This window comes from Agrobacterium sp. 22-214-1, assembly GCF_053522465.1.
Map to the genome: position 1 here is coordinate 60618 of NZ_JBNWCK010000001.1, position 14541 is coordinate 75158.

Genomic DNA, 14541 nt, shown 5'->3' on the forward strand with positions numbered 1-14541 from the left:
GCGCGGGGCATTCACTGGTTTGTCTTTAGATTATTTCGGACGCAAGGCTTGGGCATTGCCGCTGCTTATGTGTCCTGGGAGGTCCCGTCATGCGCGAGCCGGTTCTTTCGCTCCGTGGCATCAGCAAACGTTATGGTCCGCTTGAGGTTCTGAAAGCCGTCGATCTCGACGTCTATCCGGGCGAAGTGGTGGCGTTGCTGGGTGAAAACGGTGCGGGCAAGTCCACGCTGTCAGGCATCATCGCCGGTTCGCGTGAGCCGTCCGAGGGCAAGATGACTTGGCTTGGGCAGCCTTACGCGCCTGCATCGCCGCGCGAAGCGATCGACAAGGGCATCGTGCTCATCCATCAGGAGCTGAAGCTTCTGCCGGAGCTTTCCATTGCCGAGAACGTGTTCATCGGCCGCTGGCTGATGAAGAACGGCGTTATCGACCGCGCCGAGATGGTGCGCAGAGCCCAGCAGCAGCTGGCGCGCCTCAATCTCCACATTCCAGCCACCCGCAAGGTGGCCGGTCTTTCGACCGCCAACCAGCAGCTGATCGAAATCGCCAAGGCGCTGGCGCTGGATGCGAAACTTCTGATCCTCGACGAGCCGACGGCGGCACTTGGCGGCGCGGAAACGCAGGCGCTGTTCGAGCAGGTGCGCAAGCTGCGCGCCGAGGGCGTCGGCATCGTCTATATTTCCCACCGTATGGAAGAGATTAAACAGATCACCGACCGCATCGTCGTGCTGCGCGACGGCGAGCGGGTGCATGAATTTGCCGATAGCGCGACGCCGGTGCGTACCATCGTCGAAAGCATGGTCGGCCGCTCGCTGGAGCGCCTGTTTCCGACGCTGCCGGAGCCGCAGGACAAGATGGTGCTGGAAGTGAAAGGGCTGACCGGCGCGGACAATGCTTTCCGCGACATCAGCTTCGGCGTCCGCGCCGGTGAAATCCTCGGCATTGCCGGTCTTATCGGCGCGGGACGCACCGAGCTGGTGCGGGCCATTTCCGGCGCCGATCCGACGAGTGCGGGTGAGGTTCTTCTCGATGGCAAGGTGCTGACGCTGAAAAGCCCGGCGGATGCGATTGCCAAGGGCATCGTCATGGTGCCGGAAGACCGCAAATTGCAGGGGCTGGTGGTGGAGCACGAGATCGGTGAAAACCTGATCTATGCCAATCTCGACCGCGTCGGCACCGGCTGGATCACGCCACGCATCAAGCGTGCCTTCACCAGGGAGGCAATCGCCAAATTCGGGGTGAAGGGCCGCAGCGAACAGCCGGCATCGGATCTTTCCGGCGGCAACCAGCAGAAGGTGGTCATTGCCAAATGGCTTGCCCGCAATCCGCGCGTTGTGGTGCTGGACGAGCCGACCCGCGGCATCGATGTCGGCGCGCGGGCGGGCATTTACGATATCATTGTCGGTCTGGCGAAAGACGGCGTGGCCGTCATCGTCGTCAGCTCCGATCTCGAGGAGGTGCTGGGCGTTTCGAACCGCATCCTCGTGCTCGCGCAGGGAAAACAGGCCGGCATCCTCAACCGCGACGAAGCAAACGACGTCTCGGTCATGGAACTGGCAACCATCTGAAGAAGGAAACAGAGATGTCCACCATCACGCTCAACGCGCCGAAACTGTTCGATCTTTCCGGCCAGGTGGCGCTCGTCACCGGCGCCGGTTCCGGCATCGGCCAGCGGATCGCCATGGGGCTTGCCCAGTCCGGCGCCAATGTCGCGCTGCTTGATCGCCGCACCGATGACGGTCTGGCGCAGACGGCCGATTTCATCGCCAAGGCCGGGCGCAAGTCGATCCAGATTGCGGCTGACGTCACCAGCAAGCAGGCATTGACTGAAGCGGTTGCGCGTACTGAAGCCGAGCTTGGCGCGCTATCGCTCGCCGTCAATGCGGCCGGCATCGCCAATGCCAATCCGGCCGAGGAGATGGAGGAAAGCCAGTTCCAGACGATGATGGATATCAACCTGAAGGGCGTTTTCCTGTCCTGCCAGGCGGAAGCCAATGCCATGCTTAAGAACGGCCGTGGTGCAATCGTCAACATCGCCTCCATGTCCGGCGTCATCGTCAATCGCGGGCTGATGCAGTGCCACTACAATGCCTCGAAGGCTGGCGTCATTCACATGTCGAAATCCATGGCGATGGAGTGGGTGGGTCGCGGCATCCGCGTCAACACCATCTCGCCGGGTTACACGGCGACACCGATGAATACGCGGCCGGAAATGGTGCACCAGACGAAGCTGTTCGAAGAGCAGACGCCGATGCAGCGCATGGCGGGTGTCGATGAGATGGTTGGTCCGGCGATCTTCCTGCTGTCAGATGCGGCGAGCTTCGTGACGGGCGTGGATCTGCTGGTGGATGGTGGTTTCTGCTGCTGGTAGGGTTTTGGCGTTATAGCCCAACTTCAACGGCTGATGAAGTCTGCAAAGTTCGCGGCCGTCATCCTCGGGCTCGTCCCGAGGATCTGCAACGTATTGATTTCATTCGACGTGTTTAGATTCTCGGCACAGGGCCACTGCTGTCCGGGTTAGATTTCCCGGAGAGGTGCAGCCTATTGGCTCCATTATGTTTTCAGACAAGCCATCGCACCCCGGACTCGAAAAATCACGGTGCCTTTGGATGGGATATCTAACCAAGCCACTCACACTGACGTCATCCTCGAGCTTGCCCCGAAGGTCTTCTAACGTATTGATTTTATTCGATGTGGTTAGATCCTCGGGACAAGCCCGAGGATGATGTCGAGAGGATGCTCATCCACCGCATTCACTTCGAGGCGACAGCAGTTTGCATGTTCAAGCGGGACAGCATTGGGTCAGGTTCGAGGACGATGTCGGGTAGGAAGTAATGTCTACCTCCAGTTTCACGCCCGGCTACTGCCGGGCGTTTTTGTATTCACACCACGAGCAGCAGCTCACGCAACCTGCTTCTGCATCACGTCCTCGACAACCTCGCCCTTGAGGTAAGCAACGAGATCCTTGATCGTCACGACGAGCAGGCCGTGGCGTTCGGCGAAGACTTCGAGCTGGGGCAGGCGGGCCATGGTGCCATCGTCATTGGCGACTTCGCAGATGGTGCCGCAGGGATATTTGCCGGCGAGGCGGCAGAGGTCCACGGCTGCTTCGGTGTGGCCGGTGCGGCCGAGAACGCCCTCAGGGTTGGCGCGCAGCGGGAAGATGTGGCCGGGGCGGGCGAAATCTTCCGGGCGCGATTCCTCGGATACCAGCGCACGCACGGTCTTTGCCCGGTCGGCGGCGGAAATGCCTGTCGTCGTGCCCGGAATATAGTCCACCGAGACGGTGAAGGCCGTCTTGAGGGATTCGGTGTTGCGCGACACCATTAGCGGAATGTCGAGCGCGTCGAGGCGCTCACCTGGCATGGCGACGCAGACCAGCCCGCGAGCATGGTTCATCATGAAGGCGATCTGCTGTGGGGTGATGCTGTCGGAGGCGGCGATGATATCGCCTTCATTTTCGCGGTCTTCGTCGTCAACCACAATCACCATCTCGCCACGGGAAATGGCTTCGATCGCGTCTTCAATTTTAGCAATGGTCATTTTCTTTCAAGCCTTTCAAGGGTTATGCCGTTTTGCGGCATTTTCGCGCTTCGAGAAGCGCCAAATATCCCTTGGGCGAACAATGCAATGCGAAGCCCGCTCACGCGCGGGCGTCCTATGCCTTGTCCTCTTCCATCCGGACTATACCGTCGGCTCCGGCCTCTCACCGGATCTGCTGACCTTCCGGCTTTGGAGACCGGAAGCGCTCGCGGGCTCCGGGAAAAATCCCGATACCGCCGGTGGGGAATTGCACCCCGCCCTGAGAACGAAACCAACATAAATTATCAAATGGGAAGGAATCAAGGGGCAATGGTTCGTTGGGCGGGTGCCGGGCAGAAAGAAATCTCTCGGAAAGGCGTTTCTACGAGCATTTTAGTTCCGCCCGTTTCAGGTCGAGTTCATACTGTGTTTTTCCATCGAGACCGATTTGATATTGGCGGCGCAAATCGTGGCCCCGCTCGCCATCTGAAGTATCGTATTTATGTTGTTAATATTGGAATCTTATGATTTTTATATTGTCGTTATTACAATATGTATTTTCTTATATTTAAGGGAATTGTTGCATGTCAGCGACGCAGCAAATATCTGAAAGCCCGCAATTGCTCGCCGCGTTGGTCGCGGCTTCCACAGCCTTCACGCTGTGGATACTTGGACAATTTGTAGCGGTGGGCGTAGGATTCTGGAAAAAATCGCGAGAAAAAGAGAAATTTATTCGGTCCCTGTATGCGGAAATCGACTTTAATACAGCCGATATGGCGATCTTTCTTGCGGCACCTATTTCTTATGTGACTTTCAGGGAGCGCATCAAGGAAAACAAAGATTTCGTTCCGCATATTACAGATGCACGTCACACCCATTTCTATCTGAAGAATATCGATTCCATATCGGCCACTGGAAGAGAGTATATTGGCGATGTCGTCTATTTCCATGGTGTTTTGGATAAAATCCGCGCCAAGATAGATGGAATATACCGTAAGAGTTTTACCAATATTTCACTCGAGGGTCGGGAAAGTGCCATTCGTAGCCTCTACGAGCACGCGGAAGAGGCAAAGAAAACCGGCGAGAAACTTTTGCAGACAATGGAAGGAAAATACAGGGGATACAAACTAAAGCGAAAAATCCGTTCGCCGGGCATCTTAAAAAACCAAAAAGCGCCGAAACCATAGTTCGACGCTTCGCTTCTCTACAGTGGAAGGACGTTTAGATCAAAGTAGGATAGGATCTGGACCGATCATGTTGAGAACTCCTGCGTTGAATATGTAATCTTGTCTCATGGTCAATGCGGCCTGTCAATGATTTGCCGAAGTGGCGGTATTTTTCGAGATAAGCCACTGCTTCAGCGGGTCAACGTTGACCAACCCTTTCCTCGTTACTTCACATATATTGTGATGGGGCGTTTGATCGCAAGATAAGAGCCTTCTCCCAGAGGAGCTTACCGATCCCGCAACCGCAATTCATCGGTCTGCATCTGCAGCGAACCGAGCGTCGACAGGAAGCTCATGCCGAGCAGGCTCTGGCCCAATTGGCCATCCTGCGCGACGAGGGCGGGGATGTTGCGTCGCATGATCGGGCCAATGCTGATTTCCGAAAGGGTGACGGGGGCTGCCGCCGTGCGGCCATTCGCAGTCATCACCGGTACGGTATAGCGGAGATTTGCGGTGTCGATGCCGATTGCGGTCGCATCCGCATTGGCGAGCACCACGGAACTTGCACCGGTATCGACGAGCATGTGGATCGTCTTGCCCTCGACGCCGACATTTGCTTCGAAATGGCCGCTCATCGATTTATGCAGGACGATTTCCTGTTCGCCGCCAGCCGTCGTCACCACCACGGCGCGGCCGGGCATCAGGCCGCCCAGCAGCCGGTCGCCGAAGGATTGCAAGTCGTAGCGATAGAGATAGAGCGAGACGAGGCCGAGAATGATGACGAGCCAGACGGCGAGCTGGCGGATGACGGTACTGAGGCTGCCGCGTCTTCCCGCCAGAATGCCGGCCGATAATAGGCCGGCAATGGGCAGAAGATAAAGCACGTGGGCGAATTGATCATTGTCGATGCCGAGCGTTCGGCCGCCGTCGTGATTGATGAGAAGCAGGCCAAGGCCAACGGCCAGCAGGAGGAGAACGATGGTCAGCCTGTTCATGCGGTATGCGTCTCCTTGGCGGTCTCGGGCAGTTTTGCCAGTCTTTGCGGCAGCAACCGCATGATTTCGCGGCGCTTCTCGTCGCTATACCCCGCCCAGCCGCCAATTTCATCCAGCGTTCGCCCGCAGCCGATGCAGAGGCTGCTGGTTGCGTCGAGGTGGCAGATATGGATGCAGGGTGTTTCCATGACGATTTATATCAGGCCCTCACGCCGCAAGGGCAAGGGCGATGAGGGTAACGATCTCCGTGATCTGCTGGCAGGCGCCGATGGTGTCGCCGGTATGGCCGCCGATCTTCCTGTCGCAGAGCCTGCCGAAAAGGACGGCTGCCAGAAAGGCTGCCGCCAGCACGAGTGCAATCGACAGAAGCGGCAGGGCGTGCAGCGTGAAGAGTGTGAAAAGCAGCAACCCGATCACCAGCGCGATGTTGCGCTCGCTTGAGCCCGGCTGACCGGCACCGGCGGCGATGCCGGAGGTTTTGGCGGCGGGCAGGGACTGCCAGTGCCACACCATCAGGGCGCGGCTCAGGACAAGCGCGGCGATCAGGGCGGCGGCGGCGGTCTTTGCTGGCAGCGTCTCAATGAGCGAGGCGAGTGCGGTGGCGCGAAGCGCAAAGGACAAAATCATGGCAATCGTGCCATAGCTGCCGATGCGGCTGTCCTTCATGATCTCAAGCATGAGGGCCTTCTCCTTGCCGCTGCCGAAACCGTCGGCCATGTCGGCGAGACCGTCTTCGTGCAGAGCCCCCGTGATGAGCGCCGTCAGGCCAATGACGAGCCAGCCGGTGAGTTGCGGAGAGGCGTCGAAGGCTGCGAAAACCACAACAAGGAAAGCGGCGGGCAGGGCGATTAGCAGGCCGGCGGCGGGAAAGGCGCGGGCGGTGCGGCGCATCGACACGCCCTCGGCATCATCGAAAAACCGCGAGGGAACGGGCAGGCGGCTCAGAAAGGCGAGGGAATGCATGACATCTGTTATAAAATCCCCGGCCTTCATGCTCTCTCCGTTGCAGTCGCTGCATTTCCGGTTGTTCCGCGGCGCATCCGCGATTATGAGAGGCGCAACAAAGACCGATTTGCCGGAAAACACAAGTTCCGGACGCATGAGCCGATGCGACAGCCAACCCGACGACGAGAAAGACAGATATCATGAGCATGAGCGGATTGCCCTTCGACGATTTCCGCGCGCTGCTGCGCGAGCTTCCCGGCCCGGATACGCACGCGCTTGTGGCGGCCAAGGAGCGCAATGCGCAGTTGACCAAGCCTGCCGGTTCGCTCGGACGTCTCGAAGAAATCGCCATGTGGCTGGCTGCCTGGTCCGGCCGTTCTCCGGCCGTCACCCGCCCGCTGGTGGCGATCTTCGCCGGCAATCATGGCGTTACCCGGCACGGCGTTACGCCCTATCCGACATCCGTGACCCAGCAGATGGTGGAGAATTTCGCGGCAGGCGGTGCGGCGATCAACCAGATCTGCGTTGCAAACGATCTTGGCCTGAAGATTTTCGATCTGGCGCTCGATTACCCGACCGGCGACATCACCTGCGAGCCGGCGCTTTCCGAGCGCGACTGCGCCGCCACCATGGCCTTCGGCATGGAAGCGATTGCCGGCGGCACCGATCTTCTCTGTGTCGGCGAAATGGGCATCGGCAACACCACCATTGCGGCGGCGATCAATCTCGCGCTTTATGGCGGCACGGCGGAAGAATGGACCGGTCCGGGCACCGGTTCGGAAGGCGAAGTCATGGCCCGCAAGATCGCGGCGGTGAAGGCAGCGGTGGAGTTCCACAAGGATCATCTGTCCGATCCGCTGGAGATCATGCGCCGTCTCGGCGGACGCGAGATCGCGGCGATTGCCGGCGCCATCCTTGCCGCCCGCGTGCAACGCATTCCCGTGCTGATCGACGGTTATGTGGCGACGGCCGCTGCCGCTCTCCTCAAGGCCGCCAATCCTGCGGCGCTCGACCATTGCCTGATCGGCCATGTCTCGGGTGAGCCCGGCCATCTGGCCGCCATCGAAAAGCTCGGTAAGACGCCGCTTCTGGCGCTTGGCATGCGTCTCGGCGAAGGTACGGGGGCAGCGCTTGCCGCCGGCATCGTCAAGGCTGCCGCCGCCTGCCATTCCGGCATGGCGACATTCGAAGCGGCGGGTGTGGACACCCGCATCAGCTCCCGCACCGACCATTGAGGCCGAAGATGGACGTGACGCCGCAAAAGAAGCAACCGGAACCCGCCTTTCGCAAGGAAAAAGGCTGGCGGCATCTTTTTGCCGCGGCGCGCTATTCCGTGCAGGGGCTTGGCCGGCTGTGGCAGGAAGCGGCGTTCCGGCATGAGGTTCTCGCCTTCGGCGTCGGGCTTGCCCTGCTTCTGGTCGTCGGCGCACCCTTTGCCCATCTTCTGGTCTTTACGGTGTTGATGCTGTTGCTGTTTTCGGTGGAAGCGCTCAATACCGCCATCGAAGAGCTGGTGGATCGCATTTCGCCGGAAATCTCTTCGGTCGGGCGGCACGCCAAGGACCTCGGCTCTTTCGCCGTCTTCTGCCTGTTGATGGCGAACGGATTTTTCGTGCTGTATTCGTTGGTAACGACGCTGTTCTTCTGAAGTTCTAAGCCTCAAGGCATTTCAGGGCGGAAAACCCGGGGGCCACTTTTCCTGGAAATGCCCTAAGCGAAGGACCGGCGGCGTGGCTGGATGGCGTGGGTTTCTTCCACGGCCGGCAGGCTTTGCAGCACACGTTTGGCCGGCAGGATGGCGATGCCTTCGGTACCCTCGCGCAGTTTCGATTTCAGGATGAACTGGCCGTCATGCTTGGCGAGAATGGCCTGAACGATGGGCAGGCCAAGACCGGTTCCCTGTTCGGCGCTCTTGATCGCGATCGATCCCTGACCGAATGCCGACAGCACCACGGGAATTTCGTCCTCGGGAATGCCGGGGCCGTTATCCCTGATCGAGACATATTGGCCGCCGCCCGCCGTCCAGCCGGCTTTCACGAGGATTTCGCCGCCCTGCGGCGTGAATTTCACGGCGTTGGACAGCAGATTGAGGATGACCTGACGGATGGATTTCTCATCGGCCCAGACCTGCGGCAGGCTGTTTTCGAACTGCTGGGAAATTTTGATGTTCTTGGCGCGGGCGCGAAGCTGGATCATGCCGATGCAATCCTCGGCGATTTCCAGCATCGAGATCGCTTCTTCGTTCAGGTCATAGCGGCCGGCCTCGATGCGCGACAGGTCGAGGATTTCGTTGATGAGATCAAGCAGATGCTGGCCGGAGCGATGGATATCGCCGGAATATTCCTTGTAGAGCGGATTGTTGAGCGGGCCGAGCACCTCTGATGACATGACCTCCGAGAAACCGAGAATGGCGTTGAGCGGCGTTCTGAGCTCGTGCGACATGGAGGCGAGGAAGCGCGATTTGGCCAGATTGGCTTCTTCCGCGCGCCGCCGCGCCTCATCGGACACCGAATTGGCGACTTCGAGTTCGGCGATCAGGTCGTCCTTTTCCGTCTGCGAGGAGAGGAGCTTGATGCTGGTCTGGTAAAGCCGGCTGGTGATGCGATGACAGAAGAGGATGGCCATGCCGAACATCAGCGCGAGACCGACATCGAAAGGATTGCGCGAAATGGCCGATGTCATGCAAAGAGCCGCCAGCACCGGCAAAAAGGTCATGAAGGTCGCGCGCCGCAGCATGAAATTAGCCATGGCGGTGAGCGAAAGCGCGATCAGCAGCGTCGAGCCCTTGAAGAAAAGCACGAGCGTCGGGTCGTTGCGCACCGGCTCGGCCAGCGCAAACATTGCCCAGGCGCAGCCGATGAGGATCTGCATGCCGAGGAAGAGACTTTTCCAGTGCTGAAGATTGTCGGCCGTGATTTCCTGTTTTGCCGCCCGCTTGGCCAAGAGCAGGGAAAAGGCGTGGAAGCTCAGCGCAATCAGCGACCAGATGATCAGGCTGATGTCGCGGGTTATATAAAGGCCGATGATGGAGGCGAGCAGGATGAAAAGCGGCATGATCATCGCGCCCTGCAGGGTTTCGGCGATGTGCATGGTCAGCATTTCGCGTTCATAGGCGTCGCTTGCGCCGGCCCCCTGCTGCAGGCGTTCACGCGTCGTCTTCACCGTGTCGAAGACCGCCTTGTTGCGGTGCTTTTTCGACCGGTCGACGATGATCTTGTCGGTGGACGTGCTGACGCTTTTACTCATTGTTACAACGCAGGGTGACATGAACCCTTGCAGACTACGCGCAAAATCTTAAGAAGATGCTGCCGTGAAAGGATTTGTTTGCCATTTCTGACAAGGGTTTGTTGTTACATGAGACGAAATGGAGGCAAGGGCAGGCGGTTTTCGGCATTTCGCGATGGCGGGCTTTTTCTCGCCACGGTTTTTCTCGGCATTCTGATCGCGGCCAAGCTCGACCGGATCAACAGCGAAACCTATAGCGGCCGCTTCTTCGTGATCGATGGCGATACGCTGTCGAAGGGTGAGGAACGTTTCCGACTGCTTGGCATCGATGCGCCGGAGCTTGCGCAGACATGTCTGCGCGGCAGCGAAAGCTGGCCGTGCGGCGAGGAAGCGCGTCGTGTTCTGCAAAGGCTGGCCGGGGCTGAGGATTTTTCCTGTTCCGGCAGTTCCAGAGACCGTTACGGGCGGCTGCTGGTTTATTGTTCCGCCGGCGGCAGGGATGTCTCATCGGAAATGGTGTCGGCGGGTTTTGCCGTCGCATCCGGTTATTTCCAGTTCTCCAGCGAGCAGGCGGCGGCGCGCAGGCAGGCACGCGGCATCTGGGCGGGAGAATTCGAGAAACCGTCGCAGTGGCGGCGGGAACACCGTGCCGCGGATCTGGAAACGCCGGCGGCGGGTTTCCTCACCATTGTCCGTCATCTTCTGGGGTGGGATCATGGTTGAAGGAGAGAAGGGCGCGTGTGATGACGGGCTGGACGGGTTGCGCGGCGAAATCGCCGGCTGTCGTCTCTGTCGCGACAAGCCGCTCAGGGGAATGGCCGATCGCCTGCCGCACGAACCCCGGCCGGTGGTCGTCATGTCGACCAAGGCGCGCATCCTGATTGCCGGGCAGGCGCCGGGGCTTCGCGTGCATGAAACAGGGCTGCCGTTCAACGATGCCTCGGGCGACAGGCTGCGCCAATGGCTGAACGTCGACCGGCAGACATTCTACGATCCGGATCGTTTCGCCATCGTGCCCATGGGCTTCTGTTTCCCCGGTTATGACGACAAGGGCAGCGATCTGCCGCCCCGGCGCGAATGTGCGCCGCAATGGCGTGAGCGGGTTATAATGGCGATGCCGCAGGTGGAGCTGATCCTCGCCATCGGCCAATATGCACAGGTTTTTCACCTGGGTGAAAGGCGGCGCAAGACCATGACGGAAACGGTGCAGGACTGGCGCGGCTTTCTCCATACCAATTCCGGCCCCGGCATTTTTCCCCTGCCGCATCCAAGCTGGCGCAATACCGGCTGGCTGAAAAAGAACCCATGGTTCACGGAGGAACTGCTGCCGGTTCTGCGACAACATGTGGAAATGCGGCTTTAGTGAAACAATTTTCTGTTTTTCTGCAAAAATTAGTGTATTGAAAGGAAATTAATTCAGGAGGATAGACGCATTGGATCGCCTAGACCGTAAGATTTTGCGCATTCTGCAAGAGGATTCCACGCTGGCCGTTGCCGATCTGGCGAAAAAGGTCGGCCTTTCCACGACGCCCTGTTGGCGGCGTATCCAGAAGATGGAGGAAGACGGCGTTATTCGCCGGCGCGTGGCGCTGCTCGATCCGGTCAAGGTCAACACCAAGGTCACGGTTTTCGTCTCCATCCGCACCGCCTCCCATTCCATCGAATGGCTGAAGCGTTTCTCCGAGGTGGTTTCCGAGTTTCCGGAAGTCGTCGAATTTTACCGCATGAGCGGCGATGTCGATTATCTGCTGCGCGTCGTCGTGCCCGATATTGCGGCCTATGACGCTTTCTACAAGCGGATGATCGCCAAGATCGAAATCCGCGACGTGTCCTCCGCCTTCGCGATGGAGCAGATCAAATATACGACCGAGCTGCCGCTCGATTACATGCTGCTGGACAATCCGAAATCCGGCGAGGAGTAATTCGCCGCCGGCCAGTTTTTCGACCAATGCCCTTTCCGGTTGCCGGGGAGGGCATTTTTATTTGCGGGTCGTTTTTCCCGTCGATCTGGCCCGCCAAGGGCTGATCCAGCCGGAAGGTCCATCCGGTAGCCGCCGCCTGGGCACGACAATTCTATTCCGCCCATCGTGGCAAATTCGCACATTCAATTCTCTCGGCGCTGTCTCCGCGCAAACTGCGATTTTGATAAAATCGCTCGAATATCTACGCTTTTACTGTCGAAGGATGGAATAGCGAGGGATATCCATATGCTTACACGACGCGGAACATTGGGACTGATTGCAGGTGCGACCGGGGCGGTGTTTCTGCCGCATATCCGGCGGGCGAGTGCCGCAACCACCACATTGCGGATTGGCTGGCAGAAGAATGGCGTGATAGCGCTCGCGAAAAGCCAGGGCGCGCTTGAAGCGTTGCTGAAGGATCGCGGCATCGAGGTCAAATGGTCGGAATTTTCCTCCGGGCCGCCGCTTCTTGAAGCGCTGGGTGCCGGCGCGCTGGATATAGGCCCGACCGGCGATGTGCCGCCGCTTTTCGCGCAGGCCGCCGGCGGCAATCTGCGTTATGTGGGCACTTACAAAGCGGCGGCCGGCGGATCGGCCATCCTTGTGCAGAAGGATTCGCCGCTGAAGACGCTGGAAGACCTGAAAGGCAGGAAAGTCGCCTTCAAGCGCGGCTCCAGCGCCCATAATGTCACCGTCAAGGCGTTGCGAAAGGCAGGGTTGACGTTGAACGACATTACGCCGGTCGATCTTGCCCCGCCGGATGCGGCCGCCGCCTTCCGCAGCGGCAGCATCGATGCCTGGTCGATCTGGGATCCTTATTTCGCCGTGGCGGAAAAAGAGCCGACGACGCGGGTTCTTTCGACCGCCGAAGGCATCGTCGATCCGTGGAGCTATTTCCTTGCCAATGGCGGTTTCGTGGAGGCCAATCCCGATCTCGTGCCGCTGATCCTCAAGGAACTGGCGAATGTGGGTGCGAAAGCGCAGATCAACATCGATGCAACGGCAAAGTCGCTGGCGTCGATCACCGGCGTTCCCGAGGATGTCACCAAGGTTTCGCTGACGCGGCCGGGCGCCGATCTCGGGCGGGTTTCGCTGGTTCCGGATGAGGCCATCGCCTATCAGCAGGCGCTTGCGGATGAGTTCTACGATCTGAAGATCGTGCCGAAGAAACTCAACGTGGCGGATATCGTCTGGCGGCCGAAGGCGAGCTGAGCGGGTCGGAAAAGGTGAGTCTCTTCAACCCGCTGGCGGGTGTTGTTGAGAGGTTGATTCAGGAAAATGCCATTCTTGCCGCATAGGGCTAGCCCGTGCCGCTTGTTTCTTCTCCCCGCCGGGGAGAAGTCCGCGGCAGCGGGATGAGGGGGCAAGGGTAGAGATAGACCGAGAGGTTACCCCCTCATCCGACCCTTCGGGCCACCTTCTCCCCGGCGGGGAGAAGAAATCTGCCGCAACGTCTGCGACAATGCCGAAGCGGCATCAGCCCTTGAGCTTGGCAATCACCAGATGGCCGGGTGTCGGATTGCCGTCCTGCATGCGCACGTTGATGTCGGTCACTTCGAGAACCTCGAAACCGGTTGCGGCCAGTCTTTCGCGGACATAGGTTTCCGCATGGGCGAAACGCTGGTGCGGGCCGACCATATAGGGGCGTCCGGCCAGAGTCGCTTCGGGCAGGGTTTCCGACGAGAAGATCAGCAGGCCGCCGGCGTTGAGGTTTTCGGCGGCGCCGAAAAACAGCGGCTCCAGCGCGCCGAGATAGGGCAGCACATCGGTGGCGGTGATGATGTCGAAAGGCTCGTCGTCATTATCCTCGAGAAAATCCTCGGCTTCGGCGACGTAGAGCGTCTCGTAGAGGTCCTTCTCATGGGCGATTTCGACCATGTTTTCGGAAATGTCGATGCCGGTGATATCGTCGGCCATGTCGCGCAGCGCTTCGCCGGTGAGGCCGGTGCCGCAGCCGAGATCGAGCAGGCGCTTGAAGGGGCCGAGGTTCAGCGTCTGCAACCGCTGGCGCACCATCATCGGCACGGCGTAACCGAGCTGTTCGACAAGAATATCCTCGAAAGCTTCGGCATGCTGGTCGAACAGGGTTTCGACATAGGCGTCGGGCGCCTTCGGCGGGGTTTCGCCCCGGCCCATGGCGGCGATGCGAACGGCCGCTCCGCCGTGATCGTCGGGATCGATGGCCAGAACCTCTTCATAGGCCTTCACCGCCGCGTCCACATCGCCGGCTTTTTCAAGCGCGAGCGCGCGGTTATAGGCTTCGGCAAGCGCCTCTTCGTCGATTTTCTGGTTCTTCGTCATCGTGCCTTATCCGTCAGCATCTTCAGTTGAGGTTTGCTGTAAGCCGCATCGGGGACGGGCGCAATGTTTATGTGGTGCGACGGCTCAGTGGATGATGAACTCCCCCTTGAGCGCGCGCCATTCCTGCGCCGAGATTACCTGCCGGTGCACGTAGCGGACGGAATGCAGCGGTCCGTCGAGCTTTTCCTTCCAGAATTTGAGGAAGCCATGCATCTCAGGGAAATCCGGGGCAAGATCATAGTCCTGCCAGACATAGGTCTGGAGAACCAGCGGATGATCCGGCAGGCGATAAAATATCTGGGCGGTGGTGAGGCCGTAGCCTCTCAGCATCATTTCCATGTCCTTGTTCATGACGGCGGTTCCCGTTTCCATGATTGCCGATCACAGCGTTACCGCTGTATCGAATATGGGAACACGTCATGGTTA

At 59.3% G+C, this 14541-nt stretch carries 16 protein-coding genes and 1 riboswitch; of the genes, 9 read left to right on the forward strand and 7 right to left on the reverse strand.

Annotated elements, in window-relative coordinates:
- Nucleotides 1-89 precede the first annotated feature (89 nt).
- Both ACQZ5G_RS00340 and ACQZ5G_RS00345 read left to right on the forward strand, forming a co-directional pair.
- Nucleotides 90-1568, forward strand: a complete 1479-nt coding sequence (locus ACQZ5G_RS00340) for a sugar ABC transporter ATP-binding protein (protein ID WP_448736657.1) — start codon at nt 90-92, stop codon at nt 1566-1568.
- 14 nt (nt 1569-1582) lie between these two features.
- On the forward strand, nt 1583-2371 hold the full coding sequence (locus ACQZ5G_RS00345) for an SDR family oxidoreductase (protein ID WP_065115987.1): 789 nt from the start codon (nt 1583-1585) through the stop codon (nt 2369-2371).
- Nucleotides 2372-2901: 530 nt separating this feature from the next.
- Here the strand turns inward: ACQZ5G_RS00345 and ribB are convergent.
- Complete coding sequence (gene ribB / locus ACQZ5G_RS00350; RefSeq protein ID WP_448736658.1) at nt 2902-3543, reverse strand: 3,4-dihydroxy-2-butanone-4-phosphate synthase; 642 nt, start codon at nt 3541-3543, stop codon at nt 2902-2904.
- Between the two features lie 120 nt (nt 3544-3663).
- Nucleotides 3664-3814, reverse strand: a riboswitch (FMN riboswitch).
- 292 nt (nt 3815-4106) lie between these two features.
- Here ribB and ACQZ5G_RS00355 point away from each other — a divergent pair.
- Nucleotides 4107-4709, forward strand: a complete 603-nt coding sequence (locus ACQZ5G_RS00355; RefSeq protein WP_448736659.1) for a hypothetical protein — start codon at nt 4107-4109, stop codon at nt 4707-4709.
- Between the two features lie 266 nt (nt 4710-4975).
- Here the strand turns inward: ACQZ5G_RS00355 and ACQZ5G_RS00360 are convergent, their stop codons facing one another.
- From ACQZ5G_RS00360 to ACQZ5G_RS00370, 3 genes are read right to left on the reverse strand one after another with little or no spacing between them, the layout of a single operon-like run.
- Complete coding sequence (locus ACQZ5G_RS00360) at nt 4976-5683, reverse strand: TIGR02281 family clan AA aspartic protease (RefSeq protein ID WP_003522163.1); 708 nt, start codon at nt 5681-5683, stop codon at nt 4976-4978.
- A complete protein-coding gene (locus ACQZ5G_RS00365) occupies nt 5680-5871 on the reverse strand; it encodes a DUF1289 domain-containing protein (protein ID WP_003522164.1) in 192 nt (63 codons plus the stop codon). Before ACQZ5G_RS00365 ends, ACQZ5G_RS00360 begins: the two co-directional genes overlap by 4 nt.
- Before the next feature lie 19 nt (nt 5872-5890).
- Nucleotides 5891-6676, reverse strand: coding sequence for an adenosylcobinamide-GDP ribazoletransferase (locus ACQZ5G_RS00370; protein WP_080629564.1), 786 nt, complete (start codon nt 6674-6676; stop codon nt 5891-5893).
- 152 nt (nt 6677-6828) lie between these two features.
- Between ACQZ5G_RS00370 and cobT the strand changes: the two genes are divergently transcribed.
- Together cobT and ACQZ5G_RS00380 are read left to right on the forward strand one after the other, a co-directional pair.
- Nucleotides 6829-7863 carry a nicotinate-nucleotide--dimethylbenzimidazole phosphoribosyltransferase gene (cobT, locus tag ACQZ5G_RS00375; protein WP_003522166.1) on the forward strand — a complete coding sequence of 345 codons (1035 nt, stop codon included), beginning with the start codon at nt 6829-6831 and terminating at the stop codon, nt 7861-7863.
- A gap of 8 nt (nt 7864-7871) precedes the next feature.
- Nucleotides 7872-8276 (forward strand): diacylglycerol kinase, encoded by a 405-nt coding sequence (locus ACQZ5G_RS00380; protein WP_020012886.1) that lies wholly within the window; start codon nt 7872-7874, stop codon nt 8274-8276.
- Nucleotides 8277-8338: 62 nt separating this feature from the next.
- Here ACQZ5G_RS00380 and pdhS2 read toward each other — a convergent pair whose 3' ends face one another.
- Complete coding sequence (gene pdhS2, locus ACQZ5G_RS00385) at nt 8339-9874, reverse strand: two-component system sensor histidine kinase PdhS2 (RefSeq protein WP_035262217.1); 1536 nt, start codon at nt 9872-9874, stop codon at nt 8339-8341.
- Nucleotides 9875-9982: 108 nt separating this feature from the next.
- On the opposite strand from pdhS2, the gene ACQZ5G_RS00390 reads away from it, so the two are divergent.
- The 4 genes from ACQZ5G_RS00390 (at nt 9983) to ACQZ5G_RS00405 (ending at nt 13026) form a co-directional block, all read left to right on the forward strand.
- Entirely contained in the window at nt 9983-10576 is a 594-nt protein-coding gene (locus ACQZ5G_RS00390) for a thermonuclease family protein (RefSeq protein WP_448736660.1), read from the forward strand.
- Nucleotides 10569-11216, forward strand: a complete 648-nt coding sequence (locus ACQZ5G_RS00395) for a uracil-DNA glycosylase family protein (RefSeq protein ID WP_448736661.1) — start codon at nt 10569-10571, stop codon at nt 11214-11216. The genes ACQZ5G_RS00390 and ACQZ5G_RS00395 overlap by 8 nt, the downstream gene beginning before the upstream one ends.
- Nucleotides 11217-11286: 70 nt before the next feature.
- The gene (locus tag ACQZ5G_RS00400; RefSeq protein ID WP_003507846.1) at nt 11287-11775 is read left to right on the forward strand and encodes an Lrp/AsnC family transcriptional regulator; all 489 of its coding nucleotides are present in this window, start codon (nt 11287-11289) and stop codon (nt 11773-11775) included.
- A 285-nt stretch (nt 11776-12060) separates the two neighbouring features.
- A complete protein-coding gene (locus ACQZ5G_RS00405; protein ID WP_448736662.1) occupies nt 12061-13026 on the forward strand; it encodes an aliphatic sulfonate ABC transporter substrate-binding protein in 966 nt (321 codons plus the stop codon).
- Between the two features lie 264 nt (nt 13027-13290).
- On the opposite strand, the gene ACQZ5G_RS00410 is transcribed toward ACQZ5G_RS00405, so the two are convergent.
- On the reverse strand, nt 13291-14115 hold the full coding sequence (locus tag ACQZ5G_RS00410) for a class I SAM-dependent DNA methyltransferase (protein WP_174056994.1): 825 nt from the start codon (nt 14113-14115) through the stop codon (nt 13291-13293).
- Between the two features lie 84 nt (nt 14116-14199).
- On the reverse strand, nt 14200-14466 hold the full coding sequence (locus ACQZ5G_RS00415; protein ID WP_003522173.1) for an usg protein: 267 nt from the start codon (nt 14464-14466) through the stop codon (nt 14200-14202).
- Nucleotides 14467-14541: the final 75 nt, after the last annotated feature.

What these genes read in the sequence shown, in the direction of transcription:
- ACQZ5G_RS00380 (WP_020012886.1), top strand. Translation starts at nt 7,872, where the DNA reads ATGGACGTGACGCCGCAAAAGAAGCAACCGGAACCCGCCTTTCGCAAG.
- pdhS2 (WP_035262217.1), bottom strand. Translation starts at nt 9,874, where the DNA reads ATGAGTAAAAGCGTCAGCACGTCCACCGACAAGATCATCGTCGACCGG.
- ACQZ5G_RS00365 (WP_003522164.1), bottom strand. Translation starts at nt 5,871, where the DNA reads ATGGAAACACCCTGCATCCATATCTGCCACCTCGACGCAACCAGCAGC.
- ACQZ5G_RS00405 (WP_448736662.1), top strand. Translation starts at nt 12,061, where the DNA reads ATGCTTACACGACGCGGAACATTGGGACTGATTGCAGGTGCGACCGGG.
- ACQZ5G_RS00340 (WP_448736657.1), top strand. Translation starts at nt 90, where the DNA reads ATGCGCGAGCCGGTTCTTTCGCTCCGTGGCATCAGCAAACGTTATGGT.
- ACQZ5G_RS00390 (WP_448736660.1), top strand. Translation starts at nt 9,983, where the DNA reads ATGAGACGAAATGGAGGCAAGGGCAGGCGGTTTTCGGCATTTCGCGAT.
- ACQZ5G_RS00360 (WP_003522163.1), bottom strand. Translation starts at nt 5,683, where the DNA reads ATGAACAGGCTGACCATCGTTCTCCTCCTGCTGGCCGTTGGCCTTGGC.
- ACQZ5G_RS00370 (WP_080629564.1), bottom strand. Translation starts at nt 6,676, where the DNA reads ATGAAGGCCGGGGATTTTATAACAGATGTCATGCATTCCCTCGCCTTT.
- ACQZ5G_RS00415 (WP_003522173.1), bottom strand. Translation starts at nt 14,466, where the DNA reads ATGAACAAGGACATGGAAATGATGCTGAGAGGCTACGGCCTCACCACC.
- cobT (WP_003522166.1), top strand. Translation starts at nt 6,829, where the DNA reads ATGAGCATGAGCGGATTGCCCTTCGACGATTTCCGCGCGCTGCTGCGC.
- ACQZ5G_RS00345 (WP_065115987.1), top strand. Translation starts at nt 1,583, where the DNA reads ATGTCCACCATCACGCTCAACGCGCCGAAACTGTTCGATCTTTCCGGC.
- ACQZ5G_RS00410 (WP_174056994.1), bottom strand. Translation starts at nt 14,115, where the DNA reads ATGACGAAGAACCAGAAAATCGACGAAGAGGCGCTTGCCGAAGCCTAT.
- ACQZ5G_RS00395 (WP_448736661.1), top strand. Translation starts at nt 10,569, where the DNA reads ATGGTTGAAGGAGAGAAGGGCGCGTGTGATGACGGGCTGGACGGGTTG.
- ribB (WP_448736658.1), bottom strand. Translation starts at nt 3,543, where the DNA reads ATGACCATTGCTAAAATTGAAGACGCGATCGAAGCCATTTCCCGTGGC.
- ACQZ5G_RS00355 (WP_448736659.1), top strand. Translation starts at nt 4,107, where the DNA reads ATGTCAGCGACGCAGCAAATATCTGAAAGCCCGCAATTGCTCGCCGCG.